Here is a 26,498-nt window from a genome sequence, read left to right as displayed (position 1 = left end):
TCACGTTCCAGCTGGGCTTCTTTAAGCTCCTTTTGAAGTTTCCGGATCAATTGCTGGTCCTCGCTAAGGCTTGTAGTATCAGCTTTTGCAATTCCTTCGCGCTCTTTCCATTTACTTAAAAGGTTCGAACTTATACCCAATTCTATTGCAACATCCTTTATCGAACCGCGGGCATGGGCCAGATCCAAAGCCATTCTTTTAAAAGGCTCATCAAATATTCGTTTGCTCATATATTCAAATTTAAAGTTTAATGTTTAAATCTGACAAGTAAATCCCTCTAGTCAAATGTAGCAACTCCAGTTCGTCATTCCCAACTTGATTGGGAATCTTAATGTCTTGGTAGGGGCTTGTAGGTTGCATTAAGATTCCCGCCTGCGCGGGAAAGACGCCCAATTTTTAGAATCTGTCATCCTGAGTGCAGCGAAGAATCTCTATCACGGATATTATTACGTGTCTATTTTTGCAATCAAAAGATCCCGAATGCATAACCTTAACTGCGCTTAAGTCGTAATGATTAACAATATTACCATTGATAAATTAAGAATATTAAGAAGGGTCATTTATTAAAAAGATTCTTCACTGCATCCGATAGCTATCGGATCAGAATGACAGCAGGAAGCATCCGCTTAATCGTGTAAATAAGAAGTTACGCGATAATAAGTTAAATTTTACAATATTTGATTATTCATTATTTCGAACAAAAAACTGGAAATGATTAAAAAACTACACCTCTATTTATTGATAGCGGGCACTTGTGTTTCGCTTAATTCAGCCGCACAAGATGCAGTAAGCTACCAAACACCCCCAAAAGAAATTGCCGATTTATTACTTGCCAAACCAACACCTGGTGTAAGCATTGATAGTAAAGCAGAATGGATCTTATTTACTGAGCGGAACTCTTACCCTTCGGTAGAAGAATTGGCCATACCCGAATACAGAATTGCAGGCTTAAGGTTAAACCCAAATAATTACTCACCAAGCAGGCAAACTTACATTAACAACTTTAGTTTAAAAAACATCAAATCCAACCAAACTTTTCAGGTTGCAGGGTTGCCAGCGCCATTATATGCCAGCAACATTAGCTGGAACCCATCAGAAAATAAAATTGCCTTTACCCATACTACTCAAAAGGGGGTAGATCTTTATATTATTGATCTGGCTACAAAAAAAGCTGTCAAAACCAATAAGGCTTTTTTAAATGTAGTTTTAGGCAGCGGTCTTACCTGGTTAAATGATAATACCATCATCTACCGTACAGTAACTAAACCGGCAAGTGCTGCACCTACAAAACCATTGATGCCTAAAGGACCAACCATTCAGCAAAATTTAGGTAAAGCGGCACCTAGCGCCACTTTTCAGGATTTAATTAAATCACCTTTTGACGAGCAATTGTTCGAGTTTTTCGCAACCTCGCAACTGGTAAAAAATACAGCAGGTGTAGAAACTGCCATTGGCAAACCGGCTATTTATGGTTCAACAAGTTTATCGCCCGATAAAAATTACATGATGATCGAAACCATACGCAAACCTTTTTCTTATCTGGTTACGGCAAACGGTTTTCCGTCAACCATAACCATTACCGATTTAACGGGCAAAACCATTAAAGTTATTGCTGAGTTACCTTCATCAGAGGGTACCCCATCTGGCTATGATAATACGCAAAATGTACCACGTGGTTTCGATTGGAGAGATGATGAACCTGCAACATTGGTTTGGAGCAAGCCATTAGATAGTGGTTTAATTAAAAAAGATGTACCATTTCATGATGCGGTTTATGCCCTAAGTGCACCTTTCACTGGAGCAGAAAAAGAATTATTTAAAACACAGACCCGTTACCGCGGTGTACAATGGGGCGACGCCAACCTTGCCCTCATTATGGAAGGTTTACGTAGCAAACAAACCAGTAAAGTGAGTCGATATAACCCCACAACAGGCGCCGTAGAAGAATTGTACCACCGTAACCAAACAGATGCTTACGGTAACCCAGGTTCTCCAGTTACTACTAAAAACAAATATGGCCGACAAGTAATTAAAACGGTTGACAATGGCACTAAACTATTAATGAACAACACAGTAGGTTCATCAGAAAAAGGAGATTTGCCTTTCTTAGCCAAATTCGACTTAGCCACTAAAAAGAACGAAATTATCTGGCGTAGTACCGAAGGAACCTTCGAATATGTAAGTGACATAATTAATCCGGATAAATTGGTTTTACTTACCCGTAAAGAAAGCCAAAAATTTGTGCCTAACTATTTTATTAAAAACCTGATGCTTCGCATCGCCGATCAACCAATTACTAATTTTACTAACCCGTACCCATCTTTAGAAGGCATTACTAAACAGAAAATTTCATATAAACGTGCCGATGGTGTAGATTTAACAGGCGACCTGTATTTACCTAAAGGTTACAACAAGGACAAAGATGGGCCATTACCTTCATTAATTTGGGCTTATCCACGCGAGTTTAACTCTGCAGCAGATGCCGCACAGATTCGTGGATCGAAAGATAAATTTACGACAATTAGCTGGGCCTCTCCTATTTTCTGGGTAACCCGTGGCTATGCTGTGCTAGATAATGCAGAAATGCCAATTGTTGCCAAAGATGGTAAAAAACCTAACGATACTTTTGTAGATCAATTACAGTTAAATGCTGAGGCGGCCATTAATAAATTGGCAGATTTAGGTGTTGGCGATAAAAAACGGATGGCTGTTGGAGGGCATAGTTATGGCGCATTTATGACCGCAAACTTATTGGCCCATACCAATCTTTTTGCTGCAGGTATTGCCCGTAGTGGAGCTTATAACCGTACACTAACGCCATTTGGTTTTCAAAACGAAGAACGTACGTATTGGCAAGTACCGCAGTTGTATTACGAGATGAGCCCGTTCAGTTATGCTGATAAAATTAAAACTCCGATATTGTTAATCCATGGCGATTCAGACGATAACCCAGGCACGTTCCCCATTAATAGCGAACGTTTGTTTAATGCCATTAAAGGTGCTGGTGGTACTACCCGATTTGTATTTTTACCGTATGAAGCACACAGCTACCGTGGCAAAGAAAACTTGTTGCATATGCTTTGGGAACAAGACCAATGGTTAGAAAAATACGTGAAAAACAAAAAATAATTTCTCTCTACCTTTATCGATTAAAGTGCCTCCATTTGGGGCACTTTTTTTTAACGACGTTTCCTTCTGGTGGTGTCAGATATTCCTATCTAACACTGTAAGCAAATATTAGTTCAATCACTTAGTTCTACCTTTTTGATAATTGCCATTGTTTTAAGTTTATGTGTGCAGTCAGATGGTAACATCTGACTGCACACATAAGGCTATAATAAAAAATCTTAATGTCCTTAATCCCTTAATGATAGAGCAAACCTACTTTATACTTAACAATCCTCCATTGAAATCCACCATTATAAAGCCTACATTTATGCCATAAAATTGAACATTACCTCTACTTATTTGTTAAGCCATTATGGACTACATAGACTATTATAAAATCCTCGATTTAAAAAAAGATGCAACAACTGAGGATATTAAAAAAGCATATAGAAAATTAGCCCGAAAACACCACCCCGACCTTAATCCCAACAATGAAGAAGCCAATAAAAAATTTCAGCAAATTAATGAGGCTAACGAGGTTTTAAGCGATCCTGAGAAGCGGAAGAAATATGACAAATATGGTAAAGATTGGCAACATGCCGATCAGTTAGATGCACAACAACAGCAACAAAGGCAGTACCAGTCGCAAAGTGGAGGCTATGGGGGCAATAGCTATTCTGGAGGATTTGGTGGCGACGATTTTTCTGATTTCTTTTCCTCGATGTTTGGAGGCGGCGGTAGAAGCAGTAGAAATTCTCCTTTTAAAGGTCAGGATTACAATGCCGATTTGCAATTGAACCTACTCGATGTTTATTCAACGCACAAACAAACTTTAACCGTAAATGGCAAACAAGTGCGTATTACCATTCCTGCGGGTGTAGAAAATGGACAGAAAATTAAACTGCCGGGTTACGGTGCACCAGGTGTTAACAATGGCCCTCCAGGAGATTTGTATATCAAATTTAATATTACAGATAACCCTAAATTTAAACGAAAAGGAAACGATATCTATATTCAAGAAGAAATAGATGTATATACCGCCATTTTAGGAGGCGAAAAAATTGTAGAAACCTTAAACGGCAAGGTTAAGCTTAAAGTGCCTGAAGGTACACAGCCCGATGCCACTTTACGTTTAAAGGGAAAAGGTTTTCCCTTTTATAAAAAAGAAAATCAGTTTGGCGATTTATATATCAAGTGGCAGGTAAAATTACCAACTAACCTAAATGTTGAACAAAAAGAACTATTCGAAAAACTTTCCAAATTCTAACCATTATGGGAGCCAATCTAATACCTTTAGAAGACATATGTGCTTACCACCATGTGGAGATTAACTTTATCCAATCGCTGGAGGATTTTGGTTTGATCCACACTACAGTTAAAAAACAATCGCGCTGTTTGCCAGTAGATGAATTGACCAAACTGGAACAGTATCTTCGTTTAGCACAAGATCTGGAGATCAACTTAGAAGGCATTCATGCTGTTTCCCATCTGCTTAATCAGGTGCAACAAATGCACGAAGAAATAACTGCACTACAAAACGAATTAAATTATTATAAGCAACTTAACCAACACCATTAAACAACCGTTTGTGCAGTATTTTGCATTAAAAGTGGAAACAAAAACACAATCTTTTTAAGATATCTTTCTTAAATTGGCAATCTAATTTAAAAAAATGAGCGATCTTTCTTCAAAATTCATCGAAAAAATAAAATCATCCTATGCCCCAACGGGCTCGTACATTTATTTAGGCGCCGGAATTTTAGACGGTCAGGTTTACAGCGAAGCTGAAGTTAATTTGTCGCTAAAAATGATGAACAGACATGGCTTAATTGCCGGTGCAACTGGAACAGGTAAAACACGGACCCTGCAATTATTAGCAGAACAACTGTCAGATGCCAGCGTTCCTGTTTTTATGTTGGATGTTAAAGGCGATTTATCAGGTTTAAACCAACCAGGTTCAGTTAATCCAAAAATAGAAGAAAGAGCACAACAGCTCAACAAACCTTTTTCTCCATCTGGCTTTCCCATCGAAATTTATTCGCTTTCGGGCAAAATGGGTGCTCAGATGCGGGCAACAGTACTGGAATTCGGCCCAACACTTTTATCGAAAGTATTAGATTTAAACGATACACAGTCAGGTGTTATGGCGGTAATATTCAAATATGCCGATGATAATAAAATGCCTATTATCGATTTAAATGATTTAAAAAGACTGGTTTCCTACCTTTCAGAAGGCGCTGGTGCAGCCGAAATAAAAAGCAGTTATGGCACCATTTCTACAGCTACTTCTGGCACTATATTAAGAAAAATTGTCGCCATAGAGCAGCAAGGATTAGCAGGCATGTTTGGCGAAAAGTCTTTTGATATTGAAGATCTTTTTGAGCGTGTTGATGGCAAAGGAACCATCAGTTTATTAAATATTGCCGATGTTCAAAATCAGCCTGTATTGTATTCTACATTTTTATTGAGTTTATTGGCTGAGTTATTTAACACCATGCCCGAAGTTGGCGATTTAGATAAGCCAAAACTGATATTCTTTTTTGATGAAGCACATTTATTGTTTAAAAATTCTTCGAAAGCATTTTTAGAGCAGATTGAAACCATCATCCGGTTAATCCGTTCAAAAGGAATTGGTGTTTTCTTCTGTACGCAAGCCCCTACCGATGTGCCTGAAAGTGTTTTAGGACAACTGGGTAACCGTGTACAACATGCATTAAGGGCATTTACGCCAAATGATGTAGATGCTTTGAAAAAAACAGTCAATACGTATCCAAAATCAGATTTCTATGAGATCGATAAAATATTAACCTCACTGGGAACAGGCCAGGCATTAGTTACTGTTTTAAACGAAAAAGGTATACCAACGGAAGTATCTGCTACCATGCTTACCCCACCAAGGGCTGTAATGGGGCCACTTACAACTGCCGATTTCGATCAGGTTGTTCATGCCAGCTCGATGTACACTAAATATAAAGACCCTATTGATCCTGAAAGTGCTTATGATATTTTAACTAAACGCATTAATGAGCAAACTGCAGCAGCAGAACAAGAAAAACAGGAAGCTGAGGCTCAAAAACAGGCCGAACAAGAAAGCAAACCTAAACCTGGCGAAAAGAGCTTGGTGGAACAGGTAATGGGTGCAACAATAACCCGTCAAATTGGTAAAGAAATTGTTCGTGGTATTTTTGGTATGCTCACAGGAAAGAAAACACGTTCAAAAACCGGTGGTGGTTTATTTGGATTTTAAATAAATTAACTATGAAATATCTATTTTTATTGCTCTCCCTCATTTCGATAAAATCTTATAGTCAGTATGCGCTTTCACCTTTTGCAGATGCGCAGGGTACCCTTTTAAGGGAAATAAAATACGAGGATGTAACAGGATCTCCTTACTTATTTGATTACTGGATTAAAGGAAAAGTAACCACTAAATCGGGAAAACATTATGTAGATATGCCTTTAAAGTATAATGTAATGGACGATAAGCTAATTTTCAAACATGAAAACGGTAACCTGATGTATTTTGCAGAACCAGTTACGGAATTCGAACTTTTAAATCCTGAGTTAAACATATCGAATAAGTATATTAATGGATTACCAGCTATAGATCATTTTAATTCAGCTTCTTATTTTAAAGTTATCTTTTCAGGGCAGACTTCATTATTTAAAAAAACGAATAAAAAGATTATTGAAAGTAAACAATACGGTTCTGCTATTACGAATAAATCTTTTAACACAACAAATAGTTATTTTGTACTCAGCAATGGTAATTTTTTAAAAATTACGCCAACAAAGAAGGCAATTTTGGTGTTATTCCCTTCTAAAGAACAAGAATTAAATAATTATTTAAAAAAAGAAAAGATTGATTTCAAACAAGACAGTGATTTAAAAAAATTATTTGAATACATAAACAAAATATAAAATAAAACACCTGGTTATTTATAATTTAAATGGCTATTACTATTTTCACAATATGAACCCGACATGCTTAAAATAATTATTAAACACAAAAGACAATTATTTTAAGCATCAGAGGCTCCATCTTACAAATAAAAAAATAAACATAGATGAAACCCACCCTATTAATATTGGCTGCAGGTATGGCAAGCCGTTATGGAAGTATGAAACAGATTGATGGTTTTGGCCCAAATGGCGAAACAATTATCGATTATTCAATATATGATGCAATTAATGCTGGCTTTGGCAAAGTTGTATTTATCATTAAAGAAGAGTTCGTAAAAGAGTTCAAAGCTATTTTCGAACCAAAACTTAACGGTAGAATTGAAACAGAATATGTTTTCCAAAATTTCGATTTAAAACAATTTGGCATTGAAGAAGAAATATACAGAGAAAAGCCTTGGGGTACAGCACATGCAATCCTTTCGGGCAGAAACGTAATTAAAGAACCATTTTGTGTAATTAACGCGGATGATTACTATGGTTTTGATGCCTTTAAAAAAATGGTCGATTTCTTAACTACAGAGGTAACAGACAGCAACTATGCTATTATCGGTTATGAGGTTGGCAAAACCTTATCAGAATTTGGTGCTGTTTCGCGTGGCGTTTGCAAAGTAGATGCATCAGGTAATCTGGAAGAGATTGTGGAACGTACAAAAGTTTATCCTAAAGACGGCAATATTTTTTACGAAGAAAATGGCGAAGAATTTCCTTTAAGTTACGAAACTCCTGTTTCAATGAATTTCTGGGGATTTACACCAGCGGTTTTTAAAATTACTGAAGATTTGTTCAGGGAATTTGCTGAAGCAAACAAAGATAAGCCTAAGGCCGAATTCTTTATTCCATTAATTGGCGAAAACCTGGTAAAAAGCAACACTGCTACCTTCAAAGTGGTACCAACTTCTAACAAATGGTTTGGTGTAACCTATAAAGAAGATAAACCGTATGTTCAGGACAGCATTAACCAATTGGTTAAAAACGGAACATATCCAGAAAAACTATGGAACTAAATTTAGATTCCGAAGTTTTAAAAGCCTACGGATACGCTAAAGAAAATACAAAAATTACACAAATAGGTACGGGTTTAATTAACCGTACTTATTTGCTTTCTCCCCTATCTGAAGAGAAGAAATACATTCTTCAAAATATAAATACTTCGGTTTTTAAATCGCCACAGGCCATTGCCAACAACCTGAGGTCTATTGCCGATTACCTTAGCTTCACTTACCCTGAATACCTTTTTATAAAGCCTGTTTCTACAACCAGTAGTGAAGAGATGGCACATATCCATCATGAATATTGGCGGATGCTTCCTTTTGTACCCAATACCATTTCACTGGATGTTTTAGCAGATCCTAAGCAAGCATATGAGGCCGCAAAACAGTTTGGCAAACTTAGCAGGCTACTTGATAATTTCGACGCGAAAACACTTCAGCCTACCATTCCTGGTTTTCATGATTTACGTTTAAGATACGAGCAATTTACATTTGCTTTAAAACAAGCACCAGAAGCCCTTAAAAAGCAGGCCATAGCGCAGATTGATGATGCCATAAGCCATAAGTATATTTTAGATTATTATACGTCCTACTCGCATAGAAATGATTTTCCAGACCGGGTAATGCACCACGACACTAAAATCAGTAATGTGCTGTTAGATGATGAAACCAATGAAGGGATTTGTGTAATTGATCTGGATACTATCATGCCCGGTAAATTTATTTCCGACTTGGGCGATATGATGCGCACCTACCTTTGTGCTTTCTCAGAAAACGAAACCGATTTGGCTAAGATTAAAATTCGCTTACCTTATTTTGAGGCTATGATAAAGGGTTATTTATCTGAAATGAAAAGCATTTTAACCCAAACGGAAAAAGAACTTATCTTATTTTCGGGCAAGTACATCATTTATATGCAGGCGTTGCGTTTTTTAACCGATTTTTTAAGTGGTAATAACTATTACCCGACCAATTATGCCACACAAAATTTAGATCGTGCTAAAAACCAGTTTAAACTGTTGCACGAATTATCAGTAAACGAAAAGGAATTGCAGGATATTATTGAAGAGAATTTGGTTTAGATATTGTTCGTCACCCTGATCCCGATAGCTATCGGATTTATTTCAGGGTCTTAATTGTTGAAAAGATGCTGAAATAAATTCAGCACGACGATCGCATCGGCTAAACAAATAGCTATAAAACCCTTCCCAAAAGCACCAAACCATCCTTCCTAAACCCGACAGCAGCGAAAATACTTTTGATTAAACCCATAAGGTTTTAAAAACCTTATGGGTTTGAAAAAGATTGCAGCGAATGGCGGGGCTATAGTTTCCGAAAAGGATAGAACCGTTCGTTTTCAAAACAACACAAGTATCATTATTGCGAAACATGAAGCAATCCCAACGGATGAAACAAATTCTTCGTTCCTACCATTGACAGATTCCAATAGAAAAATCGTCTTTCCCGCGCAGGCGGGAATCTTAATGCAGCTTACAGGCCCTACCATGGCATTACGATTCCCAATCAAGTTGGGAATGACAATACCCCGTATCCTGTCATCGTCACTCCATTGTTTTTAAAAAAAACTGACCTCTTCGGAATGACAGAAAACAAAAAAGCGCTCCTGAACTTAATCAGAAACGCTTTTTATATCCTCCCAAAACTTACGACTCAGGACTTCAGACTCAAGACTTATTTCTTATCGTCTTCTTTTACTTCTTCAAAATCAACATCGGTAACATTATCGCCACCACCTTGAGGCTGACCATCAGCTTGTGGTTGTTCGCCACCTTGAGGCTGACCACCATCTTTGTACATTTCCTCAGATGCTGCGTTCCATGCATTTTGCAATTCAGCTTGTGCTGCATCGATATCTGCAAAGTTACGAGAACCATGTGCTGCTTTCAATTTCTCTAAACCAGCTTCGATTGGCGCTTTTTTATCAGCAGATAATTTATCACCAAACTCTTTTAATTGTTTCTCAGTTGAGAAAATTAAAGCATCGGCACCGTTAATTTTATCAGCTTCTTCTTTCTGCTTAGCATCATCTGCTGCATTAGCTTCAGCTTCTTCTTTCATTTTTTTGATCTCAGCATCAGTTAAACCTGAAGATGCTTCGATACGGATTTTTTGCTCTTTACCAGTAGCTTTATCTTTAGCACTTACGTGTAAGATACCGTTAGCATCAATATCGAACGATACTTCTACTTGAGGCACACCACGAGGTGCTGGTGGAATACCATCTAAAATGAAACGGCCAATTGTACGGTTCTGACCAGCCATTGGGCGCTCACCTTGTAAAATATGGATTTCTACTGAAGGCTGGTTATCAGCTGCAGTTGAGAAAGTCTCCGATTTTTTAGTTGGGATAGTTGTGTTAGACTCGATTAATTTAGTCATTACACCACCCATAGTTTCGATACCTAATGATAAAGGTGTAACATCTAATAACAATACATCTTTTACATCACCAGTTAATACACCACCTTGAATAGCAGCACCAATAGCTACAACCTCATCAGGGTTAACACCTTTACTTGGCTCTTTACCGAAGAAAGCTTTAACTGCTTCCTGGATAGCAGGGATACGTGTAGAACCACCTACCAAAATAATTTCGTCGATATCGCTTGTGCTTAAACCAGCATTTTTCAAAGCAGATTTACAAGGATCGATAGTACGTTTAATCAAACTATCAGCCAATTGCTCAAATTTAGCACGAGATAATGTACGTACTAAGTGTTTAGGGCCGCTAGCATCAGCAGTAATATATGGTAAGTTAATTTCAGTTGAAGTTGTGCTCGATAACTCAATTTTAGCTTTCTCAGCAGCTTCTTTTAAACGTTGTAAAGCCATCGGGTCTTTAGCCAAATCCATGCTGTTTTCAGCTTTGAATTCGTCTGTTAACCAATCGATAATAATGTGATCAAAGTCATCACCACCTAAGTGCGTATCACCATCAGTAGATTTTACTTCGAAAACGCCATCACCCAATTCTAAAACAGAAACATCATGTGTACCACCACCACAGTCAAACACAACAATTTTCATGTCTTTGTGTGCTTTATCTAAACCATAAGCTAAAGCAGCTGCAGTAGGCTCGTTAATGATACGTTTTACAGTTAAACCTGCAATTTCGCCTGCTTCTTTAGTAGCCTGACGTTGTGCATCGTTAAAATAAGCTGGCACAGTAATTACCGCTTCAGTTACTTCCTGACCCAAGAAATCTTCAGCAGTTTTTTTCATTTTCTGCAATATCATTGCAGAAATTTCTTGTGGAGTATATTTTCTGTCGTCGATTTCAACACGTGGTGTATTGTTATCACCTTTAATAACTTTATAAGGTACACGCCCAGCTTCTTTCGCACTTTCGTCGTAGCTGTTACCCATAAAGCGTTTAATCGAATATATCGTTTTGGTTGGGTTGGTTATAGCCTGACGTTTAGCAGGCTCGCCAACCTTACGCTCACCGTTTTCTGCAAAAGCAACAATAGACGGTGTAGTACGTTTACCCTCACTGTTTGCGATAACTACAGGCTCGTTGCCCTCCATTACGCTTACGCAAGAGTTTGTTGTTCCTAAGTCTATTCCAATAATTTTTCCCATTGTATTTTTAATTTCTCTTTTTAAAGTATTATAATTTCTACTGCTATTAAACAATGCTTGTGCCAATTGCCTTTTGGCAGATAATATGAGCAAAAGACTGATAAAATGTAAAAAAAGAGGTTATAGTTTACTGACAGCATGACAGAAATAAGCTGAAAGGCTAAAGATGAAAGGCCAAAGCGAAGTTTAAATTCTTTTAAATGATTTGAAAATGAAAGTTAGCAGTGCTTCGGGAGCACCTGCCCCGCTAACCGCTTTATCCCGATGAAAATCGGGATGTTCGCTATTATCGGGTTTAGTTAACACCAGTTAATGCAAAAAATAACCACAAAGTTTCCTATATTTAAATTACAATCAATCTGTGCAATCATTTTAATCTGTGTAATCCTTTTAAAAAATCTGTGTAATCCAATCTATAATGCAATTAGCAGCTCAAATCGTAATCGGCTTCGTCGCCTTGATTCACATTTACATTCTTTGGCTAGAAATGTTCGCTTGGACAACCAAAGCGCCTAAAGTTTTCAAAACCATCCCGAAAGATTTATTCCCACCAACTAAAGCATTAGCAGCAAACCAGGGATTATACAATGGATTTTTAGCTGCAGGTTTAATCTGGTCATTATGTATAACCGATCACCACTGGAGATTTTATGTAGCGATATTTTTTTTAACCTGTGTGATTATTGCCGGTATTTATGGCGCAGCAACAGCGAGTAAAAAAATTCTTTATGTACAATCAATACCAGCTTTAATTGCGTTGATTTTGTTGCATCTGTAAGTTTGATACGATCCTATCGGTCGGTGTCTCACCGACTGAAAACACCTGGTTGGTTTGACAGATTCTGAAACAAATCCGATAGATATCGGATCAGAATAACGATCGTTCTACTACAACTCCAACAATCTTTCTAAGTGATGGTAGCCAATCCCAAAGTATTCCTTACTTGCTTTAATTTTCTGTAAAATCTCCGCTTTTCGCTCTGAACTATGCGCTTTGCCTTTTATCCCAACTACGAGTACATTCTTAGGCGTATGTGCATCTGAAATAAATTCGAACACTTTGGTTTTATACCCGAAGTATTCTAAAATTAACGCTCGAATTCCATCGGTAACCATTTCAGCCTGACGTTCTAAAAAGATGCCATATTTAGTTAAAAATGAAACATCATTCTTCACTTTATTTTGCTCAATCTCTCTACGGATTTGTTTGTGGCAACAAGGCGCAACAACAATCAGTTCGGCATTGGCTTTAATTCCCTTAAAAATAGCATCATCGGTAGCGGTATCGCAGGCATGAAGGGCAATTAATAAATTTACATCCTCAGCATTGTAATCTTCAATCGTTCCCTGAACAAAATTCAATTTATCGAAAGCAGATTTAACAGCAACCTGATTACATAATTCGACCATATCCTCGCGATACTCTACCCCAACCACTTCAGTTTCTAGCTTTAAAACCGAGTGTAAATAATCGTATAATGCAAAAGTTAAATAACCTTTGCCCGAGCCCATATCGGCTACTTTTTTAATTGTACCTGCAGGCAGCTCTTTAATTAAAGAACTTAAAATTTCAATGTAATGGTTAATCTGGCGAAATTTATCCTGCGCATTTTTAAATACCTTCCCTTCTGAGTCGGTAATTTTAAGCTCCGTTAAATAAGACTTCGAATCGGGTTTAATCAGCCTGCTTTTCTCTTTATCGTGGCTGGCAGACGGGGCTGCTGCACTTGATGCTTTACTTTCCCTAAAAACAACCTTGCCATTATTCAGTTCCTCCAAAATCAGGTCTTTTTCGGTGCTAAACAAAGTACCGATTTTAAAACCTTTTTCCAGATAGTCGGAAATCAAATCTATTGCTTCATCAACTGCATAGTTTTTCACCACATCACGGGTTTTATAGCGATAGGTAAAAGCCAGTTTATCTTCACGTTTAATCACAACTTTACGGATAAGAATTTGCTTTAATGCTTCTTCTTCGCCTTTGTAGTTCCCTAAAGATACCTTTACAAAAGTTGCAGCATCCAAACTTTCCTTTAAAGCTGCAGTAAATTGTTCTATATATTCTAACACTGGCATTGATCAATTTTAGCGACAAAGATAATCAAGTTTATCCGGAGCAGAACATATCCATGATAATGTAACAATAGAGCGACTTTATAAATTAATGGAAGATGTAAAATGTAATAGTGACAGGCATTTTCATCTCAAAAAATCATTGGCATTGCATTAAACAAATGAATGAGGTAATACGATTTAGAAATACTTGATGCTGTTATTATCTATATTGATTCCAAAGAAGCCGAACGTTTTTTTTTCAAAAAATTAAGCTTTAGATTAGATTATATAAAAATAGCTAACCATAATCAATGAGTGACTTTCAGATAAAAAAATCGCCTACCGTTTATGATGCCATTGTTGTTGGCTCAGGTGCAGGTGGCGGAATGGCTGCATACGTTCTGGCACATGCAGGTCAAAAGGTTTTAATGCTCGAGGCTGGTCAAAATTTCGATCCGCGATTAGATTCACATCAATTAAAATGGCCTTGGGAATCTCCCCGTCGTGGTGCCAGTACAACGCGTCCATTTGGAGATTTTGATGCTTCTTATGGAGGATGGGAATTAGAAGGCGAGCCTTATACTCAGAAAAACAAAAGCGAGTTCGAATGGTTCCGTTCGCGCATGCTCGGTGGCCGTACTAATCACTGGGGAAGAATTTCGCTCCGCATGGGGCCACAGGATTTTAAACCTACTGATGGTTTAACCGACGATTGGCCGATTACCTATGCCGATGTAAAACCATTTTACGATAAAGTAGATCGCATGATCGGTATTTATGGAACAGCAGAAGGTTTAGAAAATGAGCCAGACGGAATCTTTATGAAACCGCCAAAACCAAGATTAAATGAACTTTTTATAAAAAAAGGTGCAGAAAAAGCAGGTGTAAAAGTAATTACCGGCCGTGGATCGGTACTTACCGAGGCCTTACCAAATAACAGCGATCGCGCACCTTGTTTCTATTGCGGCCAATGTGGAAGAAGCTGTAAAGTTTATGGCGATTTTTCATCCTCATCTTGTTTGGTAAACCCTGCAGTAAAAACAGGAAATCTGACTGTAATTACCGATGCCATGGTGCGCGAAGTAATTACCGATAAAGATGGTACCGCAAAAGGGGTTTCCTATGTAAACCGAAAAGACCTGCAAGAATACCAGGTAAACGGTAAACTCATTATTTTAGGTGCCAGTGCCTGCGAATCGGCGCGTATTTTATTAAACTCAAAATCATCATCACATCCTAATGGCTTAGCCAATAGCAGCGGTGTTGTAGGAAAATATTTACACGATTCTACAGGCGCAAGTGTTTCGGGCTTTCTTCCACAGTTAATGGATAGAAAACGTTACAATGAGGATGGCCTTGGCAGTGTGCATATTTATTCGCCCTGGTGGTTAGATAACCGTAAACTAAACTTCCCGCGTGGTTACCACATCGAATACTGGGGTGGTATGGGTATGCCTGCATATGGCTTTGGTGGCGGTGTAACACAAATGAACGGAATGGTACCAGGTAGAGATGGCAAAATGAAAGATGCCGGAGGTTATGGAAAATCGTTAAAAGATGATTACCGCCGTTTCTATGGAACTGGCGTTGGAATGGCAGGCCGCGGTACAGCAATTGCCAGAGAAGATAACTACTGCGAAATTGATCCAAATACTGTAGATAAATATGGTATTCCCGTTTTAAGGTTTAACTATAAATGGGCCAAAGATGAAATTCTACAGGCTAAACATATGCAAGATACCTTCCTTTCGATCATGAAAGAAATGGGTGCGGTGGTTACTTCTGAAATTCAGGGAGCAGATACCAATTACGGTTTACTCAACCCCGGAAAAATTATCCACGAAGTTGGGACTATTCGTATGGGCGACGATCCTAAAAAATCGGCATTAAACAAATACTGCCAGGCACACGACTGTAAAAATCTGTTTGTAGTAGATGCTGGCCCATTTGTTCAACAAGGCGATAAAAATGCCACCTGGACTATTTTAGCACTTTCTATGCGCACCGCCGAATATATTTTAGCTCAAAAGAAAAAACAAAACATTTAAAGAATTACCATATGAACAGACGTGATTCACTAAAAGCATTAGGTTTAACAGCCATAAGTACAACTGTGCTACTCGATGCCTGTAAACAACCTGAAACAAAAACCGAAGTAGCCGCACCAGAAGAAACCGCAAAAGAAGCCGGAAGAGAGCAGTGGGAAATAGACCGTGATAAGAAATTAAAAGCTGAAATCTTTTTCACTAAACATGAAATGGCTACAATTACAATTCTGGCTGATATTATTATCCCTAAAGATGATGTATCGGGCAGTGCATCTGATGCTAGAGTACCAGAGTTTATCGAATTTATTGTAAAAGATATTCCTGAACACAAAGTACCAATGCGTGGTGGTTTAAAGTGGCTGGACGTATATAGCTTTAATAAATTCCAAAAATCATTTGTTGAGGCATCAGCAGATCAACAGATTTCCATTGTAGATGAAATTGCATATCCTAAAAAAGCCAGACCAGAAATGCAGGCAGGTGTAACTTTTTTCAATAGAATGAGAGACTTAACTGCATCAGGTTTTTACACTACAGAAATTGGCGTAAAAGATATTGGTTACGTTGGTAATGCACCAAACCAGTGGGCTGGTGTTCCAATAGATGTGCTGAAACAGTACGGAATGGAGAATGTGAAGGTATAATCGTATACGAAAGAAGTCAAGTTTAATGGCCAATGTGCTATAAAAACTTGACTTCTTTATTCTCCTCGGCACATGTCATTACATACCAAATTTGTATGGTTCGTGAGGACACAAACCACGGCGCAAGGGATTTACTCCACTACCAATATCAAACCTTTTCCTTTTTCAATAGGAATTGATTTTCCATCAGGATAACTTCCTGCCGTTTGGAATTTATCAATTGAAGGAGCACTTATCTTAACTTTGCTTGCATCTAAACCCAGTTTAGCCCAATCAATCGTCAAGTTAACCTTTACATCACCCTCTGCCCAACTGGCTAAGGCAATCATTGTTTTACCTTTTTGTTTATATACTGTTGCCAAAACTTTAGGGTTGTCGGTTTTAACCGGACAATTTTCACTCCAGTAACCGATCATCTCAGATCCTTTTATTCCAAAGTTATCCCAAGCTTTCCATAAAGGTTTTGGATCGCTTTTGTCAGACCAACCCAAGCGACTTGTCATACCGTAAATCATACCACGCCAAGGGTTTCCGTCATCTTGCAACATCTCTCCCATCAAACCAAAAGGAATTCCGCTTACCTCTGTTAAAAAGAAATCGGGATTATTTTTTTGGTAATCGAAATATTCGCCGAACCATAAACGGTTCAGGTAAGGAAAATGCTCCAGGTATAAAATGGCACTATTGTTAAAGCCATCACTTTTATTGTATTGATTGGCCGAGTGCAGGTCGATAATACCTGGGTGGTTATCTTGCGTTAATACACGTTTTATACGTTTCATGGTTACACGGTCGAATGCCACATCATCCAAGTACACGCCATCAATGCCAACATTGTTCACCAACCATTTCATTCCTTCTACGTAGTAGTTGTGCCAACGGTTCATTCCGCTGTTAATTACAGCCGCATCTTTAATTTCGGGCACAAACCAGGCGGCAATATAATTAGAATCTAAATGTTCCTGTAACCAGCTAAAGCCTCCACCTTTACCTGGAGAATATACCTCAGTACCTAAACTTCTTAAAGCTGGCCACTCGTAAGCGTGGTTAGAAAGCTCGCGAACAGTATTGTAAATTTTAACTTTTAAACCTTTCGAGTGTGCATTATCAATATAACCTTTCATCTTTTTCCATTCGATAAATGGATAGTTAATCCATGGGTTAATTGGCGTAGCATGATGAATGTTCACTACGGTTGCACCTTTAGCTTTAATAGAATCTAGATCACCATATTTATGGTAAAAGCGGTTATCCCATTGAAAATCGGTATTAAGTAAATGGAAAGGTGTGATCAATAAATTGAAATTGTAATACAGCACATCGCCTTTTTTCATACTTCTGGCGCCAGTAAAGTTATCGGCAAGCATCGAACTTCCTTTAACATTAATCTGAATACCACCTTTATCTCCATTACCCCACGATTTAGGCAACAATAAAGGCTTCTGAAGATAGAAATTGGTGTTAAGCGGGCGAACATAGTTTTCGTCTCTTAAGTTATAATACAAGCCTGCATTTACATTCCCGATCCAAACGGCATCGTGGTTTTTATTGGCCACATCCCATTTCCATTTTACAGTATCTGGTCTAACACCACCCTTTTCACCTAAACCCATCAAATATTTTGTAGCATTCTTATCAAATGGGATATGAAAATCAACATTACTGAATTCAACATCTTTTAAAGCAGTTACTTTAACTACGTAATGCACATACCCATCAAACTCTAAAGCACCTTCTAAATCCATTTTTAGATTATCGGAAGTATTGGTAGCCGTCCATTTTACCGTTCCAGCTTCTTTACTGGTAATCTGGAAATTACTTGTCACAAATTTCTCCTGTGTTTTTGGTGTATTAAAAAAGTGAAAATGGATAGGCTCTGCTAAAATATTATTAGGTTTTTCGCTATAAGCCGTCATCTCAGCATTAAAAAACGTTTGAATCTGCTTAGGAAAACCATCGCTATTAATTTCGAACTTTCTTCCTAAAAGTGAGATTACATTGCCATCAACAGTTAACGGTGTGTAAGGAGCAACCACCGTATTCGCTTGCGCTAAGGTAGAATTTAACCAGGTTAAGCGAGTCTGTTTATCTGGAGTTCCTACACCGGCGTCAGCTAAAACTTCGTTACCTACTGTAATTTTGGCATCAATTACTTTAGATTTTCCATTGGCTTTGACCGTAAATTTTCCGGCATAAATACCTGCCGCGATATTTTTAGGGATATTTATCGTTATCCACATTGGCTGAATCTTGCCAGAGGCTACATTTACAGTTTCAACCAAAGGTTTGTTATCATAACTTGTTCCATTGGTATTTAAGCAGTTGATGTATTTTGAAGAAATTACTTTTCCTGCTGCATTTTTTAAATCGCCATAGCTAACTACTACATTTTTCAGATCTTTCAAAGCAAATATGCCCAATTGAAAAGCATAGTTTTCGCCTTTACTCGCCGAGCCTGTAAAAGTATTTGCTGCCCCTTTTTGTATCCAACGATAAGGTAAATCGTTCTGCATTTTGATCGGATACATTCTGTCCTCTGGAAAAACGATAAAAGCTTCTAATGGATATTTAGCTTTTATTGATGCTGTTTCTTTACTTGTGGCAATTACTTCCATCGGATAGAATGAGTTGAAAGCATCAATAGACTGGATCTCGACAACAGAAGTATTCACCTTAATTTGTTTTGCAGCCATTAACCATGCTTGGTCAGCCTGTTTGGCTTTTAAGTAAACTCCTTTTGGATAATTACTCCTGCCTTCATTTTTATACGCAAGGTAATAGATGTAATATTTTCCAGCTCCAGGTGCTTCGAAATAAACATCAGCACTTTCTCTGGTCAATTTATCTGTGCCCACAACCGAAACAGTTTTGCCATTTACATCTTGCACGATGATTCCTTTTAATTCTGGATGTTCATCCCGCCTACGCCAATCAACTTTAACATGGGCGATTCTGCCTGTACCGGCAAACTGTACAACAACTCTATGGTTACCTAACGAATCGGGATTCCAGGCATTGCTACCGTTAGTATACTTTAGTGTTTGAGCATTAAGAGATAGCTGTGCGAAAAGACAGAGTAATAGAAAAAGCCTAAATTTCATTTCAAATTTGTTTTTGGCTAATTTATAGATACCTGGCTGAAATAAAGCTATGTAATGAAAAAATGAGACAAACGTTTGATTGATTTGATTAGTACATTGGTAAATGGTTGATTAGTGGTAGCATGTTGCTCAATGGAGTTTATGCCATAGATTCATAGTGATGTCAGATGTTACCATCTAACACATAGAAGAAATTAATAAGTTCTAATTTATTTTTAACAAACCGTCAGATGGAAACATCTGACGGCACAAAACACTGCGTTCATAATGATACAAAACAAAAAAAAGTCCTGTTCTTTCGAACAGGACTTTCTTAATCTTAAGGTGAATTAAATTATTCTCCTTTTGGTTCTTCAGTAGCAGGCGCTTCTTCAGCAGGAGCAACTTCTTCGGCAACTTCAGCTTTCGCTTCTGTAGCCTTAGGTGCAGCAGTAGCTTTACTTCTACCACGACGAGTTGTTTTCTTCTCTTCTTTAGCTTCTACGTCTTTACCGTAAACTGTATTGTAATCTACCAATTCAATTAAAGCCATCTCAGCGTTATCACCTAAACGGTTGTTTAATTTAATGATGCGAGTATAACCACCTGGACGGTTTGCAACTTTCTCAGCAATTTCGCGGAATAAGATTGTTACTACTTCTTTATCTTGTAAATAAGCAAAAACTGTACGACGTGAGTGAGTAGTATCATTTTTTGATTTAGTGATAATTGGCTCAACATAAGTACGCAAAGCTTTAGCTTTAGCTAAAGTTGTTGTAATTCTTTTGTGCAAAATAAGTGATGAAGCCATGTTAGCTAACATCGCCTTTCTGTGGCTTGCGGTTCTACCTAAGTGGTTTACTTTTTTACCGTGTCTCATTGTTTTTTAATTGAGTGTATACCGTCTCGTTGCAATTAAGCTGAGGGAATTATACACTGTGAAATAATAATTTGTTCAACGCTTTGTGCTAAGCGCATGGCGCCATGCGTTTTATTCTTCGTCTAATTTAAATTTAGACAGGTTCATACCAAATGATAAACCTTTTGATTTTACTAGTTCTTGAATCTCTGTTAAAGATTTTTTACCGAAGTTTCTGAATTTCAACATATCAGCAACATCGTAAGAAACTAAATCAGCTAAAGTACGGATATCAGCAGCTTTTAAGCAGTTTAATGCTCTAACTGAAAGATCCATGTCTACTAACTCAGTTTTAAGGATCTTACGCATGTGTAAAATTTCCTCATCAACTTCTTTAGTTTCTTCTTTAGCTTGAGATTCTAATACCAAATTCTCATCAGAGAATAACATAAAGTGTTGGATAAGGATCTTAGCCGCTTCTTTTAATGCTTCTTCAGGATGAATTGAACCGTCAGTAGAGATATCTAAAACCAATTTTTCATAATCCGTTTTTTGCTCAACACGAAAGTTTTCGATCGTGTATTTTACATTTTTCATTGGAGTATAAATCGAATCGATTGCGATTACACCTACAACAGCATCAGCAACTTTATTTTCTTCGGCAGGTACATAACCACGTCCTTTATTGATGGTTAATTCCACTTCCAAAGTAACAGATTTATCCATGTTGCAAATAACATGCTCAGGGTTTAAAACTGTAAAGTTGTTAGAGAATTTAGTGATATCACCAGCTTTAAACTGATCTTGACCATTAACGATGATGAAAACTTTTTCAGCATCACCTGAATCGCCAGTTTTCTTAAAACGAACTTGTTTTAAGTTTAAGATGATATCAGTTAAATCTTCTACAACACCTTTCATGGTAGAAAACTCATGTGAAACGCCTGAAAAACGAATAGTAGTAATAGCATAACCTTCTAATGAAGAAAGTAAAATTCTTCTTAAGGCATTACCAATTGTTACACCGAAACCGGGCTCTAAAGGACGAAATTCAAATGTGCCATCGAAATCGGTTGATTTCTGCATGATCACTTTGTCTGGTTTCTGAAATGCTAAAATTGCCATTTATAATTTTTTAAATTCGTTATTGAATATATAGTAACATGAAAAAAGTTAATTACCCTTTTGAGGTAATTAACTAGATCATTTATTACTTTGAGTATAACTCGATGATTAAGTTTTCCTTGATGTTTTCAGGAATCTCATCACGTTGAGGGTAGGTTAAGAATTTACCAGTTAATTCACCAGCATTCCACTCTAACCAAGCAAACTTATTAATCGTTCTGCCTGCAACTGAGTTACTAATTGATTCTAAAGATTTAGATTTTTCACGAACAGCAACCACATCACCAGCTTTTAACTGATATGAAGGGATATTTACAACTTCACCATTCACGGTAACGTGTTTATGGCTAACTAACTGGCGTGCACCAGAACGGGTTGTTGAAATACCTAAACGGTAAACTGTGTTATCTAAACGTGCTTCTAATAACTGAAGTAAGTTATCACCGGTAATACCAGCACGAGAAGATGCTTTTTTAAACAAGTTACTGAATTGTTTTTCTAATACACCATAAGTATATTTTACTTTTTGTTTCTCCATTAACTGGATAGCATATTCAGATTGTTTTCCTCTTCTTTTTGATGAGCCATGTTGCCCAGGAGGATAATTTTTTCTGTCTAACACCTTATCAGGACCGAAGATTGGTTCTCTGAATTTACGGGCGATTTTTGATTTTGGGCCTGTATATCTTGCCATTTTTTTTCTGTTTTAAAGTATCATCCAACCTGAAGCTGGAGATTCTTAGCTTTAAAATTAATTAAACTCTTCTCTTTTTAGGAGGACGACATCCGTTGTGAGGAAGTGGAGTGATATCTTTAATAGACATTACTTCGATACCTGCTACTTGTAAAGTTCTGATTGCAGATTCACGACCTGAACCCGGACCTTTTACAAATACTTCAACTTTACGTAAACCTAAATCAAACGCAACTTTACCACAATCTGAAGCTGCTTGACCAGCTGCATAAGGTGTGTTCTTTTTAGAACCTTTAAAGCCCATTTTACCAGCAGAAGACCATGAAATGGTTTGTCCGCCGTTGTTTGTTAAGGTAACGATGATGTTGTTGAAGGTAGCATTGATATGCGCCTGTCCAACAGACTCAATTACAACGATACGTTTTTTTGTTACTTTTTTACTCTTAGCCATTTTTTATTTTAGATATGAGATATGAGATATGAGTATTGAGATCTTACCCTCACTCATACCACTATCTTAACTATTTACACATTAGCTTGAGAGGTTGACTTAATAATACAATTGTCTCATATCTCAAATCTAACATCTCAAATCTACCTCTTACTTAGTAGCTTTTTTCTTGTTAGCAACTGTTTTTCTCTTACCCTTACGAGTACGTGAGTTGTTTTTAGTACGCTGACCACGAGAAGGTAAACCTTTTCTGTGACGTAAACCACGGTAACAACCAATATCCATTAAACGTTTAATGTTTAACTGAACCTCTGAGCGTAAAGCACCTTCTACTTTAATCTCATCGTTAATCATTGTACGGATTGCTGATAACTCATCATCAGACCAGTCTTGTACTTTTTTGTTTAGGTCGATGCCTGCAGTAGTTAAAATACGTTGTGCAGTAGTTCTTCCTATTCCGTAGATATAAGTTAAACCAATCTCTCCTCTTTTGTTTCTTGGTAAATCAATACCTGAAATCCTTGCCATATTTATTTATGTTTTAAGTAATTCCGAACGGCGGGCCACCGTTGTGCGGTTCATTACAATATTCTTAATTACCCTTGACGTTGCTTGTATTTAGGATTTTTCTTGTTGATAACGTAAAGTTTACCTTTACGGCGAATAATCTTGCAATCAGCGCTACGTTTTTTAATTGATGATCTAACTTTCATTTTATTTATATCTATAAGTGATGCGTCCCTTTGTTAAATCATAAGGAGACATCTCTAATTTTACTTTGTCACCAGGAAGGATTTTGATGTAGTGCATCCTCATCTTACCTGAAATGTGCGCGATAATCTCGTGTCCGTTTTCAAGTTCTACCCGGAACATTGCATTAGACAATGCTTCTCTGATTACTCCGTCTTGTTCAATTGAGGCTTGTTTAGCCATATTTTATTGATTGTTACTTAATTAGCTGCTTCTAAACAGGGTTGCAAAATTAAATAAAAAATTTTAATTATTTATTTTTTTTGTTGTAAAATTTCTTCTATTATAGAAAACGTTGATAAAACATCTGCTTTGCCCTTTTTTATGGCTACTGTGTGTTCAAAATGTGCCGATGGTTTATTGTCTTTACTGGTTACCGTCCATCCATCGTTATGGAATTTAACACCGGCAACGCCTGCATTAATCATGGGTTCTATCGCAATTACCATTCCTTCTTCAAGTTTTGGTCCTGCACCACGCTTCCCATAATTCGGAACTTCTGGTTTCTCGTGAAGTTTTACACCAACACCATGTCCTACAAGTTCTCTTACTACTCCAAATCCGTTAGCTTCTGCATACTGTTGAACCGCGAAACCGATATCACCGATACGCATACCAACAACTGCTTTTTCTATACCCAATTCCAAGCAACGTTTAGTAACCTCAACCAATTTCTGTTTTTCTGCATCAATTTCTCCAATAGAGAAACTGTAGGCCGAATCACCAAAATAATTGTTTTTAATTACACCACAATCAACTGAAATTAAATCTCCCTCCTGGATTACGTATTTACTTGGAAAACCGTGAACAACCTGTTCATTTGGCGAAATACATAAAGAATTAGGAAAACCATTATAGTTTAAAAATGCTGGAATCGCTCCGTGATCACTTATAAACTCGTAGGCTAGTTTATCTAATTGGATAGTAGTCATGCCTGCTTTTATCACCTTGGCCACTTCGGCTAAAGTTTTAGAAACAAGCATGGAACTTTCTCTTATTAACTCGATCTCCTCGAGAGATTTGTAATAAATTTTAGACATCCGTTACACTACAACGCTGCGTTGCTACTTGCAGCAGGAACACCTGTTCTGCCCGTAACTCTACCCGTTTTCATCAAACCATCATAATGGCGCATCAATAAATAACTTTCGATCTGCTGTAAAGTATCCAATACAACACCTACTAAAATTAATAAAGAAGTACCACCGAAGAAGTGAGCGAACTCTTGTTTAATACCAAACTTAACCGCTAACGAAGGTAAAATAGCAATGATCGCTAAAAATACCGCACCTGGGAAAGTGATTTTAGAAATTACATCATCAATAAAAGTTGATGTTGCAAAACCTGGTTTAACACCTGGAATAAAACCACCATTTTTCTTCATATCATCACTCATTTGAGTTGGATTAACTGTAATTGCAGTGTAGAAGAAAGTAAATGCGATAATTAAAAATGCGAACGTTAAGCTATAAGCCAACGAAGTTGTGTTGCTGAACTGGATTAACCAAGAACCTTGTAATGAAGGAACAAACTGCATTAAAGCACCTGGAATAAACATTAACGCCTGAGCAAAAATGATCGGCATAACACCAGCAGCATTCACCTTTAAAGGAATGTACTGACGAACACCACCAAACTGGCGGTTACCAACAATTTTCTTTGCGTATTGTACAGGTACTTTACGTACACCTTGAACAATTAAAATGGTAAACATTACCACGGCAAATAATGCAACGATCTCTAAAACCAATGCAACCGGGCCTCCACCTTCACTAGATGAACCCACACGTGCACTAAATTCTTGAGAAATTGCAACTGGTAAACGGGCAATAATACCAACCATAATGATTAGTGATGTACCGTTACCAATACCTTTATCAGTAATTTTTTCACCTAACCACATTACAAATAATGTACCTGCCGTTAATACAAACGTAGATAACACTAAGAATAAAGTATTTGGCAATAAAATAGCTTCTGGAGGAACTTGCGTTTTAACGTAACCAACAGATTGAACGATTGTGATCGCTACCGTTAGGTAACGGGTAATCTGGTTCATTTTCTTTCTACCACTTTCGCCCTCTTTCTGCATTTTTTGGAAAGAAGGAACAGCAATACCCAATAGTTGCACCACAATCGATGCAGAGATATAAGGCATTACCCCTAATGCTAAAATAGACACACGAGAGAAAGAACCTCCGGCAAACATATCTAGTAAGCCTAAGATTCCTGATTTTTCGTTATTGCCTAAAGCAGTTGGATCTACACCTGGTAAAACCACGTGAGATACGAAACGGTATACCAAAAGAATTAAGAGCGTAAACAATATACGCTCTTTTAATTCCTGAATTTTCCAGATATTACTTAAAGTAGTAAATAGCTTCTTCATTTAATAATTACAATTTTACAATAGAACCACCTGCAGCTTCAATAGCTTTTTGTGCGGTTGCAGAGAACGCATGTGCTGTGATTTCTAGCTTTGCTTTAACTTCACCACGACCTAAAATTTTAACTAAGTCATTTTTAGAAGCTAAACCATGTGCTTGTAAAGCAGCGAAATCGATAGTTGTTAAGCTGTTTTTTTCAGCTAAAGCTTGTAAAACATCTAAGTTTACACCAACATACTCTGTACGGTTAATTGGTTTGAAACCAACTTTAGGCACACGACGTTGTAAAGGCATTTGACCACCTTCGAAACCGATCTTTGTTTTTTTACCAGAACGAGAACCCGCACCTTTGTGACCACGAGTTGATGTACCGCCACGACCAGAACCTGTACCACGACCAATTCTTTTGCTGTTTTTTGTAGAACCTACTGCAGGTTTTAAATTACTTAAATTCATTTTTTTGAATTTGTGTTGCCCTTCGCTTTCACTAAACAGGTACAACGATTAAACATATATAAAGGTAGTACCGGCTTACCAATACTACCTTTAAAACTTTTACTAGATTGCTTCGATTGCTACCAAATGGTTCACTTTACGAACCATACCGATAATTTGTGGCGTAGCTTCAACCTCAACACTTTGGTTCATTTTAGATAAACCCAAAGCCTGAACGGTTCTTTTTTGGCGCTCGCTTCTGTCGATAACGCTTTTTACTTGTGTTATTTTGATCTTAGCCATGATA

General features: G+C 37.4%; 25 protein-coding genes. 10 read left to right on the top strand and 15 right to left on the bottom strand.

Annotation, left to right across the window (positions count from 1 at the left end):
* Positions 1-230: transposase (locus EZ456_RS18460; RefSeq protein WP_165501373.1), on the bottom strand; the 230-nt coding region annotated here is incomplete at its 3' end.
* A 481-nt stretch (positions 231-711) separates the two neighbouring features.
* On the opposite strand from EZ456_RS18460, the gene EZ456_RS18455 reads away from it, so the two are divergent.
* From EZ456_RS18455 to EZ456_RS18425, 7 genes are all read left to right on the top strand, one after another.
* Positions 712-3,129: an alpha/beta hydrolase family protein gene (locus EZ456_RS18455; RefSeq protein ID WP_131532682.1), complete on the top strand. Its 2,418-nt coding sequence runs from the start codon at positions 712-714 to the stop codon at positions 3,127-3,129.
* Positions 3,130-3,481: 352 nt separating this feature from the next.
* Positions 3,482-4,375, top strand: a complete 894-nt coding sequence (locus EZ456_RS18450; RefSeq protein WP_131532680.1) for a DnaJ C-terminal domain-containing protein — start codon at positions 3,482-3,484, stop codon at positions 4,373-4,375.
* A 5-nt stretch (positions 4,376-4,380) separates the two neighbouring features.
* A complete protein-coding gene (locus EZ456_RS18445) occupies positions 4,381-4,686 on the top strand; it encodes a chaperone modulator CbpM (protein WP_131532678.1) in 306 nt (101 codons plus the stop codon).
* Between the two features lie 94 nt (positions 4,687-4,780).
* The gene (locus EZ456_RS18440) at positions 4,781-6,355 is read left to right on the top strand and encodes a helicase HerA-like domain-containing protein (protein WP_131532676.1); all 1,575 of its coding nucleotides are present in this window, start codon (positions 4,781-4,783) and stop codon (positions 6,353-6,355) included.
* An 11-nt stretch (positions 6,356-6,366) separates the two neighbouring features.
* Positions 6,367-7,029, top strand: coding sequence for a hypothetical protein (locus tag EZ456_RS18435; RefSeq protein WP_131532674.1), 663 nt, complete (start codon positions 6,367-6,369; stop codon positions 7,027-7,029).
* Between the two features lie 146 nt (positions 7,030-7,175).
* Positions 7,176-8,075 carry a nucleotidyltransferase family protein gene (locus EZ456_RS18430; RefSeq protein WP_131532672.1) on the top strand — a complete coding sequence of 300 codons (900 nt, stop codon included), beginning with the start codon at positions 7,176-7,178 and terminating at the stop codon, positions 8,073-8,075.
* The gene (locus EZ456_RS18425) at positions 8,066-9,142 is read left to right on the top strand and encodes a phosphotransferase enzyme family protein (RefSeq protein ID WP_131532670.1); all 1,077 of its coding nucleotides are present in this window, start codon (positions 8,066-8,068) and stop codon (positions 9,140-9,142) included. The genes EZ456_RS18430 and EZ456_RS18425 overlap by 10 nt, the downstream gene beginning before the upstream one ends.
* 610 nt (positions 9,143-9,752) lie before the next feature.
* On the opposite strand, the gene dnaK is transcribed toward EZ456_RS18425, so the two are convergent.
* A complete protein-coding gene (gene dnaK / locus EZ456_RS18420) occupies positions 9,753-11,663 on the bottom strand; it encodes a molecular chaperone DnaK (protein WP_131532668.1) in 1,911 nt (636 codons plus the stop codon).
* 418 nt (positions 11,664-12,081) lie between these two features.
* On the opposite strand from dnaK, the gene EZ456_RS18415 reads away from it, so the two are divergent.
* Entirely contained in the window at positions 12,082-12,441 is a 360-nt protein-coding gene (locus EZ456_RS18415; RefSeq protein ID WP_131532666.1) for a DUF1304 domain-containing protein, read from the top strand.
* A 110-nt stretch (positions 12,442-12,551) separates the two neighbouring features.
* Here the strand turns inward: EZ456_RS18415 and EZ456_RS18410 are convergent, their stop codons facing one another.
* Positions 12,552-13,739: a class I SAM-dependent methyltransferase gene (locus EZ456_RS18410; protein ID WP_131532664.1), complete on the bottom strand. Its 1,188-nt coding sequence runs from the start codon at positions 13,737-13,739 to the stop codon at positions 12,552-12,554.
* Positions 13,740-14,029: 290 nt separating this feature from the next.
* Here EZ456_RS18410 and EZ456_RS18405 point away from each other — a divergent pair, with 290 nt between their 5' ends.
* Both EZ456_RS18405 and EZ456_RS18400 read left to right on the top strand, forming a co-directional pair.
* Positions 14,030-15,766, top strand: a complete 1,737-nt coding sequence (locus EZ456_RS18405; RefSeq protein WP_131532662.1) for a GMC family oxidoreductase — start codon at positions 14,030-14,032, stop codon at positions 15,764-15,766.
* Positions 15,767-15,777: 11 nt separating this feature from the next.
* On the top strand, positions 15,778-16,410 hold the full coding sequence (locus tag EZ456_RS18400) for a gluconate 2-dehydrogenase subunit 3 family protein (RefSeq protein ID WP_131532660.1): 633 nt from the start codon (positions 15,778-15,780) through the stop codon (positions 16,408-16,410).
* Between the two features lie 131 nt (positions 16,411-16,541).
* On the opposite strand, the gene EZ456_RS18395 is transcribed toward EZ456_RS18400, so the two are convergent.
* The 12 genes from EZ456_RS18395 to rpmD all read right to left on the bottom strand — a co-directional run bounded on the left by EZ456_RS18395 (position 16,542) and on the right by rpmD (position 26,494).
* Entirely contained in the window at positions 16,542-19,511 is a 2,970-nt protein-coding gene (locus EZ456_RS18395; RefSeq protein ID WP_131532658.1) for a glycoside hydrolase domain-containing protein, read from the bottom strand.
* A 334-nt stretch (positions 19,512-19,845) separates the two neighbouring features.
* Positions 19,846-20,370, bottom strand: a complete 525-nt coding sequence (rplQ, locus tag EZ456_RS18390) for a 50S ribosomal protein L17 (RefSeq protein ID WP_131532656.1) — start codon at positions 20,368-20,370, stop codon at positions 19,846-19,848.
* Between the two features lie 111 nt (positions 20,371-20,481).
* Positions 20,482-21,474, bottom strand: coding sequence for a DNA-directed RNA polymerase subunit alpha (locus EZ456_RS18385; protein WP_056848536.1), 993 nt, complete (start codon positions 21,472-21,474; stop codon positions 20,482-20,484).
* A gap of 85 nt (positions 21,475-21,559) precedes the next feature.
* Positions 21,560-22,168, bottom strand: coding sequence for a 30S ribosomal protein S4 (rpsD, locus tag EZ456_RS18380; protein WP_029278658.1), 609 nt, complete (start codon positions 22,166-22,168; stop codon positions 21,560-21,562).
* A 61-nt stretch (positions 22,169-22,229) separates the two neighbouring features.
* Entirely contained in the window at positions 22,230-22,619 is a 390-nt protein-coding gene (gene rpsK / locus EZ456_RS18375; protein ID WP_131532654.1) for a 30S ribosomal protein S11, read from the bottom strand.
* 150 nt (positions 22,620-22,769) lie between these two features.
* Entirely contained in the window at positions 22,770-23,147 is a 378-nt protein-coding gene (rpsM, locus tag EZ456_RS18370) for a 30S ribosomal protein S13 (protein WP_010599886.1), read from the bottom strand.
* A gap of 68 nt (positions 23,148-23,215) precedes the next feature.
* Positions 23,216-23,332: a 50S ribosomal protein L36 gene (gene rpmJ, locus EZ456_RS18365; RefSeq protein WP_010599887.1), complete on the bottom strand. Its 117-nt coding sequence runs from the start codon at positions 23,330-23,332 to the stop codon at positions 23,216-23,218.
* A 1-nt stretch (position 23,333) separates the two neighbouring features.
* On the bottom strand, positions 23,334-23,552 hold the full coding sequence (infA, locus tag EZ456_RS18360; RefSeq protein WP_010599888.1) for a translation initiation factor IF-1: 219 nt from the start codon (positions 23,550-23,552) through the stop codon (positions 23,334-23,336).
* A 71-nt stretch (positions 23,553-23,623) separates the two neighbouring features.
* Positions 23,624-24,409: a type I methionyl aminopeptidase gene (gene map / locus EZ456_RS18355; protein WP_131532653.1), complete on the bottom strand. Its 786-nt coding sequence runs from the start codon at positions 24,407-24,409 to the stop codon at positions 23,624-23,626.
* 8 nt (positions 24,410-24,417) lie between these two features.
* Positions 24,418-25,758: a preprotein translocase subunit SecY gene (gene secY / locus EZ456_RS18350; RefSeq protein WP_131532651.1), complete on the bottom strand. Its 1,341-nt coding sequence runs from the start codon at positions 25,756-25,758 to the stop codon at positions 24,418-24,420.
* 7 nt (positions 25,759-25,765) lie between these two features.
* Positions 25,766-26,212, bottom strand: a complete 447-nt coding sequence (gene rplO / locus EZ456_RS18345; RefSeq protein ID WP_131532649.1) for a 50S ribosomal protein L15 — start codon at positions 26,210-26,212, stop codon at positions 25,766-25,768.
* 102 nt (positions 26,213-26,314) lie between these two features.
* Complete coding sequence (gene rpmD, locus EZ456_RS18340) at positions 26,315-26,494, bottom strand: 50S ribosomal protein L30 (protein WP_010599892.1); 180 nt, start codon at positions 26,492-26,494, stop codon at positions 26,315-26,317.
* Positions 26,495-26,498 lie beyond the last annotated feature (4 nt).

Source organism: Pedobacter psychrodurus, assembly GCF_004331735.1.
In the GTDB taxonomy this organism is placed as follows: Bacteria; Bacteroidota; Bacteroidia; order Sphingobacteriales; family Sphingobacteriaceae; genus Pedobacter; species Pedobacter psychrodurus.
This window is presented reverse-complemented; position numbering and strand designations above follow the sequence as displayed.